General features: G+C 65.9%; 12 protein-coding genes and 1 pseudogene. 3 read left to right on the top strand and 10 right to left on the bottom strand.

Annotated elements, in window-relative coordinates:
* From DU475_RS14170 to DU475_RS14140, 7 genes and pseudogenes are all read right to left on the bottom strand, one after another.
* A partial coding sequence (locus tag DU475_RS14170; protein WP_164632483.1) for an amidohydrolase family protein occupies positions 1 to 559 on the bottom strand: 559 nt, incomplete at its 3' end.
* 264 nt (positions 560 to 823) lie between these two features.
* Complete coding sequence (locus tag DU475_RS14165) at positions 824 to 1,753, bottom strand: DUF1932 domain-containing protein (RefSeq protein WP_164632482.1); 930 nt, start codon at positions 1,751 to 1,753, stop codon at positions 824 to 826.
* Positions 1,753 to 2,368 (bottom strand): annotated as a pseudogene (locus DU475_RS24590) (RraA family protein). Before DU475_RS24590 ends, DU475_RS14165 begins: the two are co-directional and overlap by 1 nt.
* Before the next feature lie 2 nt (positions 2,369 to 2,370).
* Positions 2,371 to 3,399, bottom strand: a complete 1,029-nt coding sequence (locus DU475_RS14155) for an amidohydrolase family protein (RefSeq protein ID WP_164632481.1) — start codon at positions 3,397 to 3,399, stop codon at positions 2,371 to 2,373.
* Positions 3,400 to 3,525: 126 nt separating this feature from the next.
* Positions 3,526 to 4,683, bottom strand: a complete 1,158-nt coding sequence (locus DU475_RS14150; protein WP_164632480.1) for a 4-oxalomesaconate tautomerase — start codon at positions 4,681 to 4,683, stop codon at positions 3,526 to 3,528.
* 126 nt (positions 4,684 to 4,809) lie between these two features.
* On the bottom strand, positions 4,810 to 5,712 hold the full coding sequence (locus DU475_RS14145) for a LysR family transcriptional regulator (protein ID WP_047307061.1): 903 nt from the start codon (positions 5,710 to 5,712) through the stop codon (positions 4,810 to 4,812).
* Between the two features lie 22 nt (positions 5,713 to 5,734).
* Complete coding sequence (locus tag DU475_RS14140) at positions 5,735 to 6,733, bottom strand: Bug family tripartite tricarboxylate transporter substrate binding protein (RefSeq protein WP_164632479.1); 999 nt, start codon at positions 6,731 to 6,733, stop codon at positions 5,735 to 5,737.
* Positions 6,734 to 6,896: 163 nt separating this feature from the next.
* On the opposite strand from DU475_RS14140, the gene DU475_RS14135 reads away from it, so the two are divergent.
* Positions 6,897 to 8,060, top strand: coding sequence for an NADH:flavin oxidoreductase/NADH oxidase (locus DU475_RS14135; RefSeq protein WP_013504501.1), 1,164 nt, complete (start codon positions 6,897 to 6,899; stop codon positions 8,058 to 8,060).
* A 127-nt stretch (positions 8,061 to 8,187) separates the two neighbouring features.
* Here DU475_RS14135 and DU475_RS14130 read toward each other — a convergent pair whose 3' ends face one another.
* A complete protein-coding gene (locus DU475_RS14130; protein WP_164632478.1) occupies positions 8,188 to 8,565 on the bottom strand; it encodes a hypothetical protein in 378 nt (125 codons plus the stop codon).
* A 150-nt stretch (positions 8,566 to 8,715) separates the two neighbouring features.
* Positions 8,716 to 10,686 carry a methyl-accepting chemotaxis protein gene (locus DU475_RS14125; protein WP_164632477.1) on the bottom strand — a complete coding sequence of 657 codons (1,971 nt, stop codon included), beginning with the start codon at positions 10,684 to 10,686 and terminating at the stop codon, positions 8,716 to 8,718.
* Positions 10,687 to 11,426: 740 nt separating this feature from the next.
* Here DU475_RS14125 and DU475_RS14120 point away from each other — a divergent pair.
* Both DU475_RS14120 and DU475_RS14115 read left to right on the top strand, forming a co-directional pair.
* On the top strand, positions 11,427 to 11,885 hold the full coding sequence (locus tag DU475_RS14120; RefSeq protein WP_164632476.1) for a hypothetical protein: 459 nt from the start codon (positions 11,427 to 11,429) through the stop codon (positions 11,883 to 11,885).
* Positions 11,886 to 12,091: 206 nt separating this feature from the next.
* Entirely contained in the window at positions 12,092 to 12,691 is a 600-nt protein-coding gene (locus tag DU475_RS14115) for an SCO family protein (protein ID WP_013504497.1), read from the top strand.
* Here DU475_RS14115 and DU475_RS14110 read toward each other — a convergent pair.
* A complete protein-coding gene (locus DU475_RS14110) occupies positions 12,642 to 14,762 on the bottom strand; it encodes a glycosyltransferase family 2 protein (RefSeq protein WP_013504496.1) in 2,121 nt (706 codons plus the stop codon). The two genes, DU475_RS14115 and DU475_RS14110, sit on opposite strands and share 50 nt — an antisense overlap.
* Positions 14,763 to 14,797 lie beyond the last annotated feature (35 nt).

Raw genomic sequence — 14,797 nt, 5'->3', positions numbered from 1 at the left:
CGTCGGGCCGGCCCATGTGGTCGACCACCACGGTGGTCGGCAGCGCGGTGAAGAAGTCCCACAGTTCCGGCAGGTCGACCGCCTCGAAATAGATCACGACATGCCAGCCGAACTGCTTGATCCGCTCGGCGATCTCGATCAGTTCGTCCTTCGGGGTGAAGTCGACCAGCCTTTTCACGAAGTTGAAGCGCACGCCGCGCACGCCAGCATCATGCATCGATTTCAATTCGTCGTCGGTGGCGCTGCGGCGAACCGTCGCGACACCGCGGGCCTTGCCGTTCGAATGGATCAACGCGTCGACCATCGCCCGGTTATCGGCGCCGTGGCAGGTCGCCTGCACCACGACGTTGCGGGAAAAGCCAAGATGGTCGCGCAGCGCATAGAGTTGTTGCTTCGACGCATCGCACGGCGTGTATTTGCGCTCCGGCGCGAACGGAAACTCGTCGCCCGGCCCGAACACATGGCAATGCGCGTCCACTGCGCCCGCCGGCACCTTGAAGGTCGGCTTCGAGGGGCCTTGGTACCAGTCCAGCCATCCCGGGGTCTTTTCGAATTTCATTCCGTTACTCGTCTCAATAAGCGTCGGTTCGAGTCAGCGCTATTCAAGTGAGCGCTCGTTGAAGTCATTGTGTGTTCAGCCTCGGCCTCTCATCTCCCCTCCCCCTTGCGGGGAGGGGTCGGGGGTGGGGGTCCACGAGCACTGCGACTCGTGGACCCCCACCCCGGCCTCCGCTTCGCTCGGCCGACCCTCCCCGCAAGGGGGAGGGGGACCACGAGCGCTTCGGTTAATTAGTAAGACCGCTTCGCCGCAAATCCTGCGGAATTACGTCTTCGTCGCGTTCTTCGCCTTCGCCAGAATCCGATCAGCCTCGATCCGCCAGTCGCTACTTCGCGCGAACGCCTTATCCCCGCGCGCACCAAACAGACCTTCATCCGCCAGATCCGCCACCCAGGCCTGCCGCTCTGCGGTGCCCTGCGCCGACCACGGCGTCAGGCCGGCCTCGCGCACGGTTTCGGCGACTTCACGGACTTCCTCGGCGCGGCGGCGGCCGTGTTCGATGACGCGCTGGAAGAAGTAGGCGCCCTGCTTCTCCCAATCGATCTGCGGAAACGTCTCGGCAAGCGAAGCGATCACCGCGTCCTCGACGCCGTAGGCACGGGCGGTGGTGAAGCTCTCGATCACCATGGCCTCCAGCCCCTTGATCATGATGCTGCGGCACATCTTGGTCGCCGAGGCGACGCCGAGTTGGTCGCTCGCCGGCGTGGCGGCGAAGCCGAGCGCGCCCAGCAGCGGCGCCAGTTCGGCCGCATGCGCGCCGCCGAGCAGCAGCGGCACCTTGATCCGGTAGGGCGGCACCGAGGTCATCACTGCGCCTTCGACATAGCGGCCCTGTTCGCCGTCGATCAGCGCCGCTGCGCGCTGCTTGGCGCCGGGCGACGCCGAGTTGAAGTCGAGAAACCAGGTGCCTTGATTGAGCGCCGCCGCGCAGGCTTCAGCGACCGCCACCGTTTGGCTCGCCGTCACGGCGGAGATCAGGAAGTCGGTGCGCGCCGCCAGATCGGCGTGCGACGTCGTCAGCGTCACGCCGTGGCGGCTGGCATGCTCGCGCAGCGGCCCGCCGCGGTCGTCGGCGAGCTTGACGTCATAGGCCGCGACCTTGACGCCCTGGGCGCGCAGATCCTCGGCGAGAATCTTGCCGACCTCGCCATAGCCGACGATCCCGATGCGCCACTGTTTCGGATCGATGCTCATCAGTCGATGTACTTCAGGCCGGCTTGTTCCAGCGGTTCGCGCATTTTGTACATGTCGAGGCCGAGCACGCCCGACGCCAGCTTGGCGCGCTTGTCGGCCTCGTTGGCCTCGCGGGCTTCGGCGGCGTCCGCCGCCATTTGCGCCACCGCGGCGGGCACCACCACGACGCCGTCGTCATCGGCAATCACCACGTCGCCGGGCGTGATATGCGCGCCGGCGGCGACCACCGGGATGTTGACCGAGCCGAGCGTCGCCTTGACGGTGCCCTTGGCGTGGATCGCCTTCGACCACACAGAAAATTTCATCTCGGTGAGAACGCGGTGCCGCGGCTGCTCGGCGGCGCGCATGCGGCCGAACGGGCGCCGCTGCTGGGCGCGCTCGGCTTCGCCGCCACGCCGGCGAGCGACCAACTCGGCGTCGCCTCGGCGACCAAGATGTGCCGCAGATATGCGCGCCGGGATAGATCGGCCGCATATACGGCGCCATCAGGCCGACGCGGCCCATCGCCTCGTGCACGGTGGCGACGCCGAACCGCGACAGTTTTTCGACCGCAGCCTTGTCGGCGCGAGCGATGTTGCGCTTGACGATGCCGAGATCGTTCATCCGCACGGTCATTGTTATTTACCCTTCGCCTTGAGCGCGGCATCGAGTCGCGGATAGACGCGGCGGGCGTTGCCTTCGTAGATCTGCTGCTTCTCTTCCGGCGTCAGGATCGTCGACGCCTCGATGTAGCGCTTGGTGTCGTCGTAGTAGAAGCCGGTTTTGGGATCGATGCCGCGCACCGCGCCGATCATCTCCGAGGCGAACAACACGTTTTCGACCGGAATCACTGTGTTGAGCAGGTCGATACCCGGCTGGTGGTACACGCAGGTGTCGAAGAAGATGTTGTTGAGGACATGGTCCTCGAGCAGCGGCTTCTTCATCTCCTGCGCCAGACCGCGGAACCGGCCCCAGTGATACGGCACCGCGCCGCCGCCATGCGGGATCACGAATTTCAGGTCCGGGAAATCCTTGAACAGATCGCCGGCGACGCACTGCATGAACGCGGTGGTGTCGGCGTTGAGATAATGCGCGCCGGTGGTGTGGAAGCAGGCGTTGCAACTGGTCGAGACATGGATCATCGCCGGGATCTGCAGCTCGACCATCTTCTCGTAGATCGGATACCAGACCCGGTCGGTCAGCGGCGGCGAGGTCCAGTGGCCGCCCGACGGATCGGGATTGAGGTTGATGGCGACGAAGCCGTAGTCCTTGACGCACTTCTCCAGCTCAGGGATGCAGGTTTTCGGATCGACGCCGGGCGACTGCGGCAGCATCGCGGCGCCGATGAAATTGTCCGGGAACAACTGCGAGACGCGGTAGCACAGCTCGTTGCAGATCGCCGCCCAGGTCGACGACACGTTGAAGTCGCCGATGTGGTGCGCCATGAACGAGGCGCGCGGGCTGAACACCGTCAGGTCGCTGCCGCGCTCCTGCATCTTCTTGAGCTGGTTGTCTATGATCGAGGCGCGCAGCTCGTCGTCCGAAATCTTCAGCTCCGATACTTTCGGCATCACGGACGGATCCTTGATGCCGGCGATCTGCCGGTTGCGCCAATCCTCCAGCGCCTTCGGCGCGGTGGTGTAGTGGCCGTGAATGTCGATGATCATCGGGTGTCCTAACTGCTTGTTCTTCGTCATTGCCGGGCTTGACCCGGCAATCCATCGCTCTTCTGAAGATGGATGCGCGGGTCAAGCCCGCGCATGACGCCTGTTGTTTATGCCCCGCTCGCTAACTCAGCGAGCATCGATACGCGTTCCAGTTTCGTCGTGGTTTCCCCCCGCGCGCCGCAGCGCTGCGTCGCTGGTCTGCGTCCCGCCCCACACCGAGCCCGGCACCATCGCTTCGCCGCGCATGATCAGACGTGCGGTGCGCAGCAGGGCGGCGCGGGTGACGTTTTGCGGATTGTCCGGATCGACCTCGATCTCGACCGAGAACTCGCCGGTCGGATGCTCGACCGAGATCTGCTTGACGCTGCCGTCGGGTACCTGCGCGATGCCTTCGGTGACGCTGCCTTTCAGCACGCAGGCGGTCGCCACCGTCACGGCGGCGAGCACGCCGATCGCGTCGTGGCAGACGTGCGGGATGAAGCTGCGGGTCGAGATGCTGCCGCCGGCGCGCGGCGCCGAAATCAGCGTCATCTTCGGATAGTTCTTGGACGTGACGTCGCCGAGCTGCATCGCGTGGCCGCAGGCGATCCGCAGCTTCTCCAGCCGCGCCTTGAGATCGGTGTCGGCGTTGAGCTGGGCGACGCCCTCATAGCCGGTGCGGCCCACCGCTTCGGCCCGAAACATCACCAGCGGCATGCCGTTGTCGATGCAGGTCACTTCGACGCCGTCGATGACGTCGCGGACATTGCCGGTCGGCAGCAAGCTCGGCGCGACCGAGCCCGCGGTATCGAGAAAGTTGATCTTGATCGGCGCCGAGGTGCCCGGCGCGCCGTCGATCCGCGCATCACCGTCGTAGGAGACGTGGCCGTCCGGGGTCTGCACCGTGATGTCGCACTGCATGTCGGTGTTCAGCGTCAGCACCCGCAGCGTGGTGGTGTCTCCCTGCGGCTTGATCATGCCGGTTTCGAGCGCGAATGGGACGACGGCGGCCAGCATGTTGCCGCAGTTCGGCGTGGTATCGACCGTGTCTTTGTCCGGCTGCAACTGTGCGAAAAGGAAATCGAGATCGACGCCGGGCTTCGATCCTTTGGAAACGATGCCGACCTTGCTGGTGAGCGGATGGGCGCCGCCGAGCCCGTCGATCTGACGGCGATCGGGCGAGCCCATCACCGCGAGCAGCACCTTGTCGCGGGAGGCGATGTCGTTCGGCAGGTCGGCTGCATTGAAGAAGGGGCCGCGTGAGGTCCCGCCGCGCATGAACAGGCAGGGAATGGCGGTTTGCATTCGTTTCCTTCCGGATTGTTGTTGCTATTTTGGCCGGGCGGCCTGACCGGCGCCACGGCGGGTGGTCTATAACAGCTATCGGCTTCCGGCATGGCAAGCGTCCGCGCCGAAAACCGTGAGCCGAAATCAGGTCGGCAGCGCCCGCACCAGATCGGTCAGCACCCGCATGGCGTGCTGCGCGAGCGGAGTCGGCCGCCGCGTCGCCGATACCACCAGGCACAGCGCGCTTGCCGGTGCCGGATCGACCAGCGGACGCATCACCAGTTCGGCCGCGCGCGGCGAGGCCGCGACGCCGCTCCGTGTCAGCACCGCGTGTCCGTGCCCGGCGCACACCAGCTCGATGATCGACGGTACGCTCGACACCTCCCAGGCTATGTCGAGCTTGACCCCTGCGAGCGCCGCCTCGTTCTCCAGCAGCCGGCGCATCGCGTGCACCCGTTCGGGGACGATCAGCGGATATTTCGACAGATCCTTGAACGGAAGCGGTGCCGCGGCAATGCGGCGCTTGCCGGCCGGCGCGTAGCTGACCAGCCCGAGCGGTTCCTGCAGCAGGGGCGTGATCTCGATGCCGGATTGGGCGTCCGGATTGTAGACCAGACCGACATCGGCGCGGCCGGTGGTGACCCATTCGATGATGTGCGACGACAGTCCCTCGACGATCGCCAGCCGGGCCGCCGGCAGCGCGCGTTTGAAATGCTCGATCAGGGGCAACGTGAGTTGGCGGGCGATCGACGGCGGCAGACCGATGGTGACGCGGCCGACCGGCGCGTCGCGGCTGGCGCCAAGGTCTTCGCGCGCGTGGGCGACCATCTGCATGATCGCGACCGAATGGTCGAACAGCCTGCGCCCGGCTTCGGTCAGCGCCACGCCGCGGCCGTTGCGCAAGAACAGTTGCTGGCGCAGCTCGGTCTCCAGCCCGCGCACCTGCCTGCTCAGCGCCGGCTGGGCGACGTCCAGCACCATCGCGGCCTTGCTGAACGAGCCCAGCTCCGCGACGTGCATGAAATATTCGAGCTGCTTGAGGTTCATCGCCTGATTGCGGGCCCCGCCGCTATTGCCGTTCGATCCCCGACTGCTCGATCACCACGCGCCATTTGTCGATATCGGTGCGCAGCCGTGCCGCGAGCTGCTCCGGCGTCGAGGGCTTGGCGTCGATGCCGAGCTCGAGCAGCTTCTTCTTCAGGGCCGGCTCGGCCAGGATTTCCTGGAGCGCGGTATTCAAGGCGCTGATCACTGCAGGCGGCGTTCCGGCCGGCGCGAACAGCCCGTTCCAGGATTCGATGCTGGCCTCGATGCCGCTTTCACGCAACGTTGCGATGTCGGGCGTGATCTTGGAGCGCAGCGGTCCGGTCGCCGCCAGCGCCCGGATCTTGCCGTCGGCGAGGTTGCCCTTGAGTGCCGAATAGCTGTCGATCGTCAGGTCGACAGAGCCTTGCAGCAGCGACACCATCACGTCGGGAGTTCCGCGATACGGCACGATCATGAAATCTGCACCGGCTGCGGTCTTGAACAGCTCGGCGGCGAGATTTTGCGTGCTGCCGGCGTTGATGATGCCGACATTGAGCGCGCCAGGTTTCTGCTTCGCCGCCTTGATGAACTCGTCCAGCGTCTTGAATTTTGAATCGGCGCGGACGGCGAACAGGAAATCAAACGTTCCCAGCGTGGAAATCGGCACGAAATCCTTGTTCGGGTCGAACGGCAGCTTCTTGAACAGCGACACGCTGATCGCCGTGCCGTTCGACAGCAGCGCCAGCGTCGTGCCGTCCGGCGGCGCCGAGATCACCGTGCGTGCCGCGGCGATCCCGCCCGCGCCCGGCTGGTTCTCGACGTAGAACCGCTGGCCGAGCTTGGTGCCGAGCCGATCGGCGATCAGCCTGGCGGTGATGTCGGCGACGCCGCCGGCGGCGAACGGCAGCACGATCCGCACCGGGCGGCTCGGATACAAGCCCTCGGCACCCACAGCCGGTGCAGCCAGCGGTGCAGTCAGAATGCCGACGGCGACCGTCAGGACAGCCCGGCGGGACAAAACAATGCGACGGATCAAGCTCATGGCACGACGATAGTCCAAACGCGCGGGATTTCACAGCGGCCACCGGCAATTGACCTGATCTTGCCGGATCGTCAGAATCGATCCCAACGAACGGGACGTTCCGGCGCTGAGCCGTGAAGCCGCCCGACTGAAGAAGTCTTTCGAGGAACGTTGTGGAGTCCTGATGTCATTGCCGCCGCTGTTTCGCCCGATCACCCTGCGCGGCATCACCGCGAAAAACCGCATCCTGATCTCGCCGATGTGCCAGTACTCCGCGGTCGATGGGGTGGCCAGTGATTGGCATCTGGTGCATCTGGGCAAATTCGCCCAGGGCGGCGCCGGGATCGTGATGGTCGAGGCCACCGCGGTCACCGCCAACGGCCGCATCACCCACGGCGATCTCGGGTTGTGGAACGACGACCAGATTCGGCCGCTGGAGCGCATCGCCGCCTTCCTGCGCGACAACGGTGCGGTGCCGGCGATCCAACTCGCCCACGCTGGCCGCAAGGCGAGCATGCAGCGGCCGTGGTACGGCAACGCCGCTCTGACCGCCGAGGACGCCGCCCGCGGTGACCAGCCGTGGGATATCGTGGCGCCGAGCGCGATCCCGATGGACGACGGCTGGCTGACGCCGCAGGAGTTGACCGATCGCGATCTCGATCATCTGCTCGACGCCTGGCGCAGCGCGACCCTGCGGGCGGTCGAGGCTGGGTTCGAGATGCTCGAAGTGCATTGCGCCCACGGTTACCTGTTGCACTCGTTTCTGTCGCCGTTGTCGAACCAGCGCACCGACGCCTATGGCGGCGATCGCGCCGGGCGGATGCGGTTTCCGCTGGAAGTGCTCGAGACGGTGCGGGCCGCCTGGCCCGACACGCTGCCGTTGGCGGTGCGGGTATCGTCGGTCGACGGCGTCGAAGGCGGCATCGAGCTGCAGGATTCGGTGGTGTTCGCGCGCGAGGCCAAGGCGCGGGGCGCCGACATCATCGATTGTTCGTCCGGCGGACTACTCGGATCGGCGACCGCCAACCGGATTCCCCGCGGCTACGGCTTCCAGGTGCCGTTCGCCGAAACCATCCGGACCGAGGCCGAGATCCCGACCATCGCGGTCGGGCTGATCGTCCATCCGGATCAGGCGGAGAATATCGTCGAGCAGGGGCAGGCCGATCTGATCGCGATCGGCCGCGAGGCGCTGTTCGACCCGAATTGGGCGCTTCACGCCCAGCTCGAACTCACCGAAGGCGACGAGGCGTTCGCCGACTGGCCGAAGCAATACGGCTGGTGGCTGGAACGGCGCGAGCCGGGGCTGCGCAGGCTCGACGGACCGAAGCTGCCGTTCCGGCGAAGCTGAGAGAGCGGGCGGGCCGGCTCGCACGTCAAGGGCCGGGGCTCGTTGTCCCGGCCGCGACAATGCGATTGCGAGTGCCGCGACTCGGCGCGGCGCGTAGCGCTAGTCGCTACGACATCACCGCGAGCCGTTACCAGCCGCAGCCGCCGCAGCGCGGGCGCACCGGCGCGTAGTAGCTGTAGCCCGGCGACACCATCTCGACCCGCTCGCGGGTTGCGAATTGCGGCGGAATGCGTTCGTAGGCGACACCGCCGGGCGCCACCATCACGGTCTTCGGCACCATCACGGTGCGGTACTGCGGCGGGACGCGATGAGCGACGACGCGGCCGGGCGCCACCATCACGGTCTCCTCGACGGTGCGGTACTCCGGAGCTACGTATTGCTGCTGATAGCAGCCGTAACACGGCGGGGGCGCGCAGCCGTAGCAAGCGGAGGCGGCGGTCGGCAGCGCGACGGCCGCGCCGGCGACGACGGCGGAAGCGAGTAAAGCGGCGGACAAGCGAGACATGGACGTTCCTCAGCGCCTGAAATGACTATCGCCGGATGATTGGTTGCAATCGCGACGCCCGTCAACGACCGAGCAGAATCAACCTTTACGAAGTTCATTAACGCCGCGGCGTGGTAACCACTTGGTCATCAATCGGCAGTGCGGCGTCGACTACGCCGCTCGCACCGTTCGGAGGAAGCGGGCGACCTCGTCCTTCAGCCGGGTGCTGTCATGGGCCAGCGATTGCGCTGCCGTGAGCACTTGCGCCGAAGCGGAGCCGGTGGCTGTGGCGCCGTGCTGGACCTCGACGATGTTCACCGACACCTGATGGGCGCCTTCGGCGGCGTGATGCACGTTGCGCGAAATCTCCTGGGTCGCGGCTCCCTGTTCTTCCACTGCGGATGCGATGGTCGCGGCGATTTCCGACATCCGCGCGATGGTGTCGCCGATCTGGCGGATCGCGGTCGCGGACTGATCGGTTGCGCTCTGGATGCCGCCGACCTGCTGACTGATCTGTTCGGTGGCCTTGGCGGTCTGTTCGGCGAGTTGCTTGACCTCGGCCGCGACCACGGCGAAGCCGCGGCCGGCCTCGCCGGCGCGCGCCGCCTCGATGGTGGCGTTGAGTGCCAGCAGGTTGGTCTGCGAGGCGATCGAGTTGATCAGTTCGACGACGTCGCCAATCCGCGCTGCGGCTTCGGACAAGTGGCTGACCCGTTCATTGGTGGCCTCGGCCTGGGTGACCGCCTCGCTGGCGATGCGGGCCGATTCTTGCACCTGCCGACTGATCTCGTTGACCGACGACGCCATTTCCTCGCTCGCCGAGGCGACCGATTGCACGTTGGTGGACGCCTCTTCGGAGGCCGCGGCGACCAGGTTGGTGAATTGCTGGGCGTGGTCGGCGGTCGAGGTCAGCGTCGTGGCCGAGGCTTCGAGTTCGGTCGAGGCCGACGACACCGTCTCGACGATTTCGCCGACCGCGCTTTCGAACTGGTCGGCCAGCGCGATCATCTCGCGCTTGCGCTGCTGCGCCGCCAGCCGGTCCTGTTCGGCCTGGGCTGCAGCCTCGGCTGCGGCACGCTCCTGTGCCTTCAGCTTGCAGGATTCCACTGCGCGGGCCATGTCGCCGATTTCGTCGCTGCGCTGCAGGGCCGGCAACACCAGATCGAGTTCGCCGTCGCCGAGCCGGCGGATGCCAGTGTTCAGCCCGCTGAGCGGCTTGGTTATCGAGCGTGCGATCCAGATGCCGAGCACCATCACGGCCAGGATGATGGCGATGATCGCGAGCTGCATCCGGTGTTCGGTCGTCTGGCGCGCCGTCAGCGCCATCGTCTTGGCGCGTTCGGCCTGCTGCCGCACCGTGCTGAACAGGTCGTCGAGCGCCGGCTGCAGCGATCGATAGGTCTTCACCATTTCGTTCTCGGCACGATCCAGCGCGAGGGCGCCCTCCATCCAGGCCGAGAAGTCGCGCTGATATGCGGCGAGCTTCCTGGCGATCTCTGCCTTGGCCGCCTCGGGCAGATCGGAGGCCGCGAGCTCCCTGGTGAATTCGGCGGAGCGCTTCTTCATTTCGTCGCCGTATTTCGGGTTGCGGCGAAGCATGAAGTCCTTTTCGTGCCGGCGCATCATCAGCATCGTCACCATCAGCGACGGCGAGTCGAAGCTGCCGATCGCCTTTTCGACGTCATGGACCGAGCTCCGCAGGCTGCCCTCCAGACCAACGTCTTCCTTGAGGCCGAGCTTCACGGTCGCATCGGCGAGTGTGCCGAACTGGCGCTGATACGTCTCGAACCCGGCCTGCACCGCCCGCAAGCTCCGGGTCAGCTCGCTCTGGCCGGTCGCCTCGGTCTGCCGGATCATGTCGGCCAGCGTGTCGGCGGCGGCCCGCCCGCTCTGCTGAAACAGCCCGAGATATTGCTCGTCCTTGCGCAGCATGAAGTTCTTCTCGGCGCGGCGTTGCTCGAGCAGGGCGATCTGCAGTTTCGCGTTGCTGTCGCCGAGCATGCGCGCGCGTTCATCGATCAAGTTGGCGGCATCCTGCGAGGACGTCCCGACCATATACAGCACGCCGAAGGCGAGAACGCCGGCGATGCCGACCAGGGCGATCGAGTTGATCTTGGGCGTGAGACCGAGACGAAGAGACATGGAGAATCCCGAGGGTTCGATTGTTGGAGAACGATGATCTGTGATGTTGCGGTGGCTGGCCAACGGCGAGCCGCTGTATGGCGTTTGGTCTGTGTCGTCGCGGCGCTGTCGGATGGCTGTCGACCGCTCCGTCCGAAGTCTCTCCGGATTCGAATACCGTCCTGTCGTAATGAACTAAGCATGGACCACCTGGTGCTAAGGTTGCCTTAAATTCTCCCGCAATACGGGAATTCCGGTAGTTGTCCGAAGTCGGACGGTTAGTTTTCGGGAGAGCGTCGCAACAGCCATTATGACGGTTCCATGACCGTGAACTAATTGGCCTCCCTTCGACGCAAGTGTCGGGCTCCGCCGCGCTACTAACTCAAATCGGGTGGTGGCTCGTCGGGCAGGGACGGGATCGGATCGAGCGGACGTCGGGGCCGCGCGCTGCCTTCCCCGCCGGTCACCTGTTCAGGCCGGTCCCGGATCTGCTCATTCGGATTCGGGCTGGATGGACCGACGACTCTTCCGAGGCCGCGCGACGCCGAGACGGAACCTTGGGAGGCGTGTTCCATGCCCGGGCTTGCGCTGTTTCAGTTTGGGACCTCGCGAAGCCTCAGTGCATCCTGCGGGCAACACTCGCTCTGAAACTGCCCCCGAGTCCGCCGTCGATCTGGACAAAGCTCTGATCGGAAATCACCCTGCCGTTGTTGCGAGGTCGCGCGGTCTGCGGGTTCGTGGCGGGGATCGGTGGGGGAGCCATGAGACTGTTCACGGGGATGCTCGCGGCCGTGCTGCTGCTGGCCGGCGTGGCGTCGAGCCAGGCGATGGTGCGAATCGCCGACGATCGTGGTGGCCGAATCGGAACCTATGTCGACAAATACCAGTCGCTGCGCAGCTCCGGCGAAACCGTCATGATCGACGGGCTCTGCGCGTCGGCCTGCACCATCGTGCTAGGTGCGGTCCCGCACGATAAGATCTGCGTGACGTCTCGGGCCAATCTCGGTTTCCACGCGGCATGGGATCTCGGCTCCAACGGCAACGCCGTCACCAACGCCGAGGCGACGCAGATGCTGTACACGATGTATCCGATCAACATCCGCCGTTGGATCTCGAAGCGGGGCGGCCTGACGCGCCACATGATCTTCCTGCGCGGCAAGCAATTGATGTCGATGTACCGCCCCTGTTACATGGACGCGCAGGCGCAAGCCGGCCGCTGACGTCTCTGCGCCGACGCCCCTTTCTCGTCCCCTCCGGCCGTGGCGGCTCGTTCTCCGCATGACGTGATCTGCGCGGCGGGGCGGCGGCTTGCCCGCCGCTGCCGGGCGCTCTATTGGGGGCAGCAGTGCGGTTCGATCCGCACCTCGCTCCGGCCAGGCAGGCACGCCGCCACCTCGGCCGGTCCGAGTTCGGAAGGACACTGCCGATGCCTGCACAAGCCAAATCCATCCGTCCGCTCGTGATCGTCGCCGCCTTCGCCGGCAGCCTGATCGTCGGTCTCGTGGTCGTGCTGTGGCTGCTCGGTGGCTTGCAGAAGATTTCGGCGCCGGCGACGATCGGCGGCCCATTCCGGCTTACCGATCACAACGGCCAGATCGTCACCGAACAGAGCATGAAGGGTAAGCCGACGCTGATCTTCTTCGGTTTCACCCGCTGCCCCGACGTCTGTCCGACCTCGTTGTTTGAACTGTCGCAGGTACTCGCTGCGATGGGCAGCGACGCCGATCGAATCAACGCCTATTTCGTCTCGGTCGATCCCGAGCGCGACACGCCACAATCGATGAAGGACTATCTGTCGAGTTTCGATCCGCATCTGAAGGGGCTGGTCGGAACGCCGGAGGCCACCGAGAAGATCGAAAAGGGCTATCGGGTCTATGCCAAGAAAGTTCCGCTCAAGGACGGCGATTACACGATGGATCACACCGCGCTGATCTATCTGATGGACAAGTCCGGCAATTTCGTCGCGCCCTTCAACATCAAGCGCAAGCCCGAGGAGGCTGCGGCCGATCTGAAGCGGTATCTGTAGCGGCCTCTGAACGCCGCCATCGACGCCGCCAGGCAGATGCCTTCGGTGCCAGTGGGTGCGGACGGCTGGCGACGCCATGTTGGGTCTTGTCCCATCGGTATGGACACCAGACGTAGTGCGCGAGCGCCCGCCAGGCGGCGATCGACAGGCACAGCCAGTACAGCGGCGTCAACATCAGCACGCCGGCATGCCGCCATTGCCGCCGACGCACCAGACCGAGCAGGCCGACCACGATGGTCGATGCGACGCCCGACGAGATTGCGAGCCAGTGCAAGGCCGTGGGCGTGTCCGCTGCCAGCCAGTTCGGCGACGAATCCGCCCAATCTGCCGCGGACATCAGCGCGATCATCAGGAGCAGCGGATAGGCCAGCGCCGACAGCACGTTGCCGCCGAGCAGCAGATTGAGGGCGAGGACGCCGCCGATGCCGGTCTCGCGCCACAGCCGCAGGGGGTGGCGCATGTGCACCTCCCAGGTCTGGATCCAGCCCTTCATCCAGCGCGAGCGCTGCCGAAGCCAATTGCCGAACGTGAGCGGCGCCTCTTCATATGTGGTCGATGCGAAGGTGCCACAGCGATAACCGAGCCGGGCGAGCCGGAATCCCAGATCGGCGTCTTCAGTAACATTGTGCGGATCCCAGGCACCGATGGCCCGCAGCACGTCGGTGCGGAAATGATTCGAGGAACCTCCGAGCGGCAGCGGCAGGCCGAGCGCGGCGAGGCCGGGCAGAAACAGATCGAACTGGCCGGCATATTCGGCCAGAAAGGTGCGCGACAGCCAACTGTGGGTTAGATTGTCGATGCACAGGCTGGCCTGAACGCAGGCGGTCTCGCGGCCGGCGCCGTCGAACGCTGCGAGTGCCGCACGCAACTGACCCGGGTCCGGTCGGTCCTCGGCGTCGAACACTGCGATGAAGCTGCCGCGCGCGAACGCCAGCGCATAGTTGAGAGCCTTGGGTTTGGTCTTTGGCGCGACCGCAGGCGCGATCAGCACCCGCAGGTGTGGGCGCGGCTTCAGCCGTGCCAGAGCCGCACGAGTGAAAAGGTCGTCGGGCTCGATCACCAGAATCAGATCGAGCTTTTCGGGCGGATAGTCGAGCGCTTCGAGTGCCTCGACCAGCGGTCCGACCGAGTCGGCCTCGCGATACAGCGCCGCCACCACGGTGTAGACCGGCAGGTCGGCGTCGGGGCGCCGCACGGAGATCGGCGGAGCCCGACGCGGCCACAGGCTGGCCAGCAGCCGCAGGCCGGCGAAGCCGATGAACCAGATTGCCAGAAAAGCCGTGGTGACCTCCGGGTCCAGGCACAGCGGCAGTACCATCACGGCGGCCACGCAGCCGCCGCGTTGCAGGCGCTGCCGCCACAGCGGAGCGTGCGGCGGCGCTGCCGACAGGGCCGGAAACCGTCGCTGCAATTCGGCACAAGAGGTTTCAGTCAGTGCCGATGCGCCGTACTTGGCGAGGAAGTTCTGTTGGGCGATGGCCGAGGATAGTCGCAGCCTCGGCCGCGTTTCCGGAAACCTCGCCAGCAGCAGGCACAGTCCGCGGCTCGTCAGGCGCTGCGGAGCCAGCACCCAAACCAGATCGCCGTTCAGGCGCAGCGGAGTGATCCCGGCGGCCGCCGCGGCGGGGATCTGTGCGTCGCTCAGCGGGCAGTCGGCGCGGCGGCGCTCGTCGAACTCCTCGATATCGAGGCTGAGCGCGTGGGACAAATGCCGCAGATACGATCCCTCGTCGATCAGCCCGTGGTGGATCAGAACGCGATCGGCACCGATCTGGAGATCGTATCCGCGCCGCGCCGCCGCTTGCAGCAGCGCAGGCGCCAGCACGTGGCGCAGGCAGTCCAGTTCCGGCGTCGTATCGTCCCGCGAGCCGACGCTGTCGGTCGGGCCGCCGCCGCGATCATCGCGGTGATCACCGCCGCAATCATTGCCGGGATCATCATCATGCCCGCTGAATCCGGTCGGCCGGGCCACCGGGAAGCGGAGCCGTTCGGGCCATGACGGAGTCGCCCCATCATCGCCGCGCCGCCCCGTCATCGTATCGTGCAGTCCGGCGCGGTCGGTCACGACCATGGCACGCCCTTACGCAAACGACACTCGCCTCCCGC

It is taken from the genome of Rhodopseudomonas sp. WA056, assembly GCF_010906995.1.
GTDB lineage: Bacteria > Pseudomonadota > Alphaproteobacteria > Rhizobiales > Xanthobacteraceae > Rhodopseudomonas > Rhodopseudomonas palustris_G.
The sequence above is the reverse complement of the archived record's forward strand: the minus strand, read 5'-3'. Positions and strand labels throughout refer to the sequence as shown.

What these genes read in the sequence shown, in the direction of transcription:
- DU475_RS14120 (WP_164632476.1), top strand. Translation starts at nt 11,427, where the DNA reads ATGAGACTGTTCACGGGGATGCTCGCGGCCGTGCTGCTGCTGGCCGGC.
- DU475_RS14110 (WP_013504496.1), bottom strand. Translation starts at nt 14,762, where the DNA reads ATGGTCGTGACCGACCGCGCCGGACTGCACGATACGATGACGGGGCGG.
- DU475_RS14125 (WP_164632477.1), bottom strand. Translation starts at nt 10,686, where the DNA reads ATGTCTCTTCGTCTCGGTCTCACGCCCAAGATCAACTCGATCGCCCTG.
- DU475_RS14150 (WP_164632480.1), bottom strand. Translation starts at nt 4,683, where the DNA reads ATGCAAACCGCCATTCCCTGCCTGTTCATGCGCGGCGGGACCTCACGC.
- DU475_RS14115 (WP_013504497.1), top strand. Translation starts at nt 12,092, where the DNA reads ATGCCTGCACAAGCCAAATCCATCCGTCCGCTCGTGATCGTCGCCGCC.
- DU475_RS14155 (WP_164632481.1), bottom strand. Translation starts at nt 3,399, where the DNA reads ATGATCATCGACATTCACGGCCACTACACCACCGCGCCGAAGGCGCTG.
- DU475_RS14135 (WP_013504501.1), top strand. Translation starts at nt 6,897, where the DNA reads ATGTCATTGCCGCCGCTGTTTCGCCCGATCACCCTGCGCGGCATCACC.
- DU475_RS14145 (WP_047307061.1), bottom strand. Translation starts at nt 5,712, where the DNA reads ATGAACCTCAAGCAGCTCGAATATTTCATGCACGTCGCGGAGCTGGGC.
- DU475_RS14140 (WP_164632479.1), bottom strand. Translation starts at nt 6,733, where the DNA reads ATGAGCTTGATCCGTCGCATTGTTTTGTCCCGCCGGGCTGTCCTGACG.
- DU475_RS14130 (WP_164632478.1), bottom strand. Translation starts at nt 8,565, where the DNA reads ATGTCTCGCTTGTCCGCCGCTTTACTCGCTTCCGCCGTCGTCGCCGGC.
- DU475_RS14165 (WP_164632482.1), bottom strand. Translation starts at nt 1,753, where the DNA reads ATGAGCATCGATCCGAAACAGTGGCGCATCGGGATCGTCGGCTATGGC.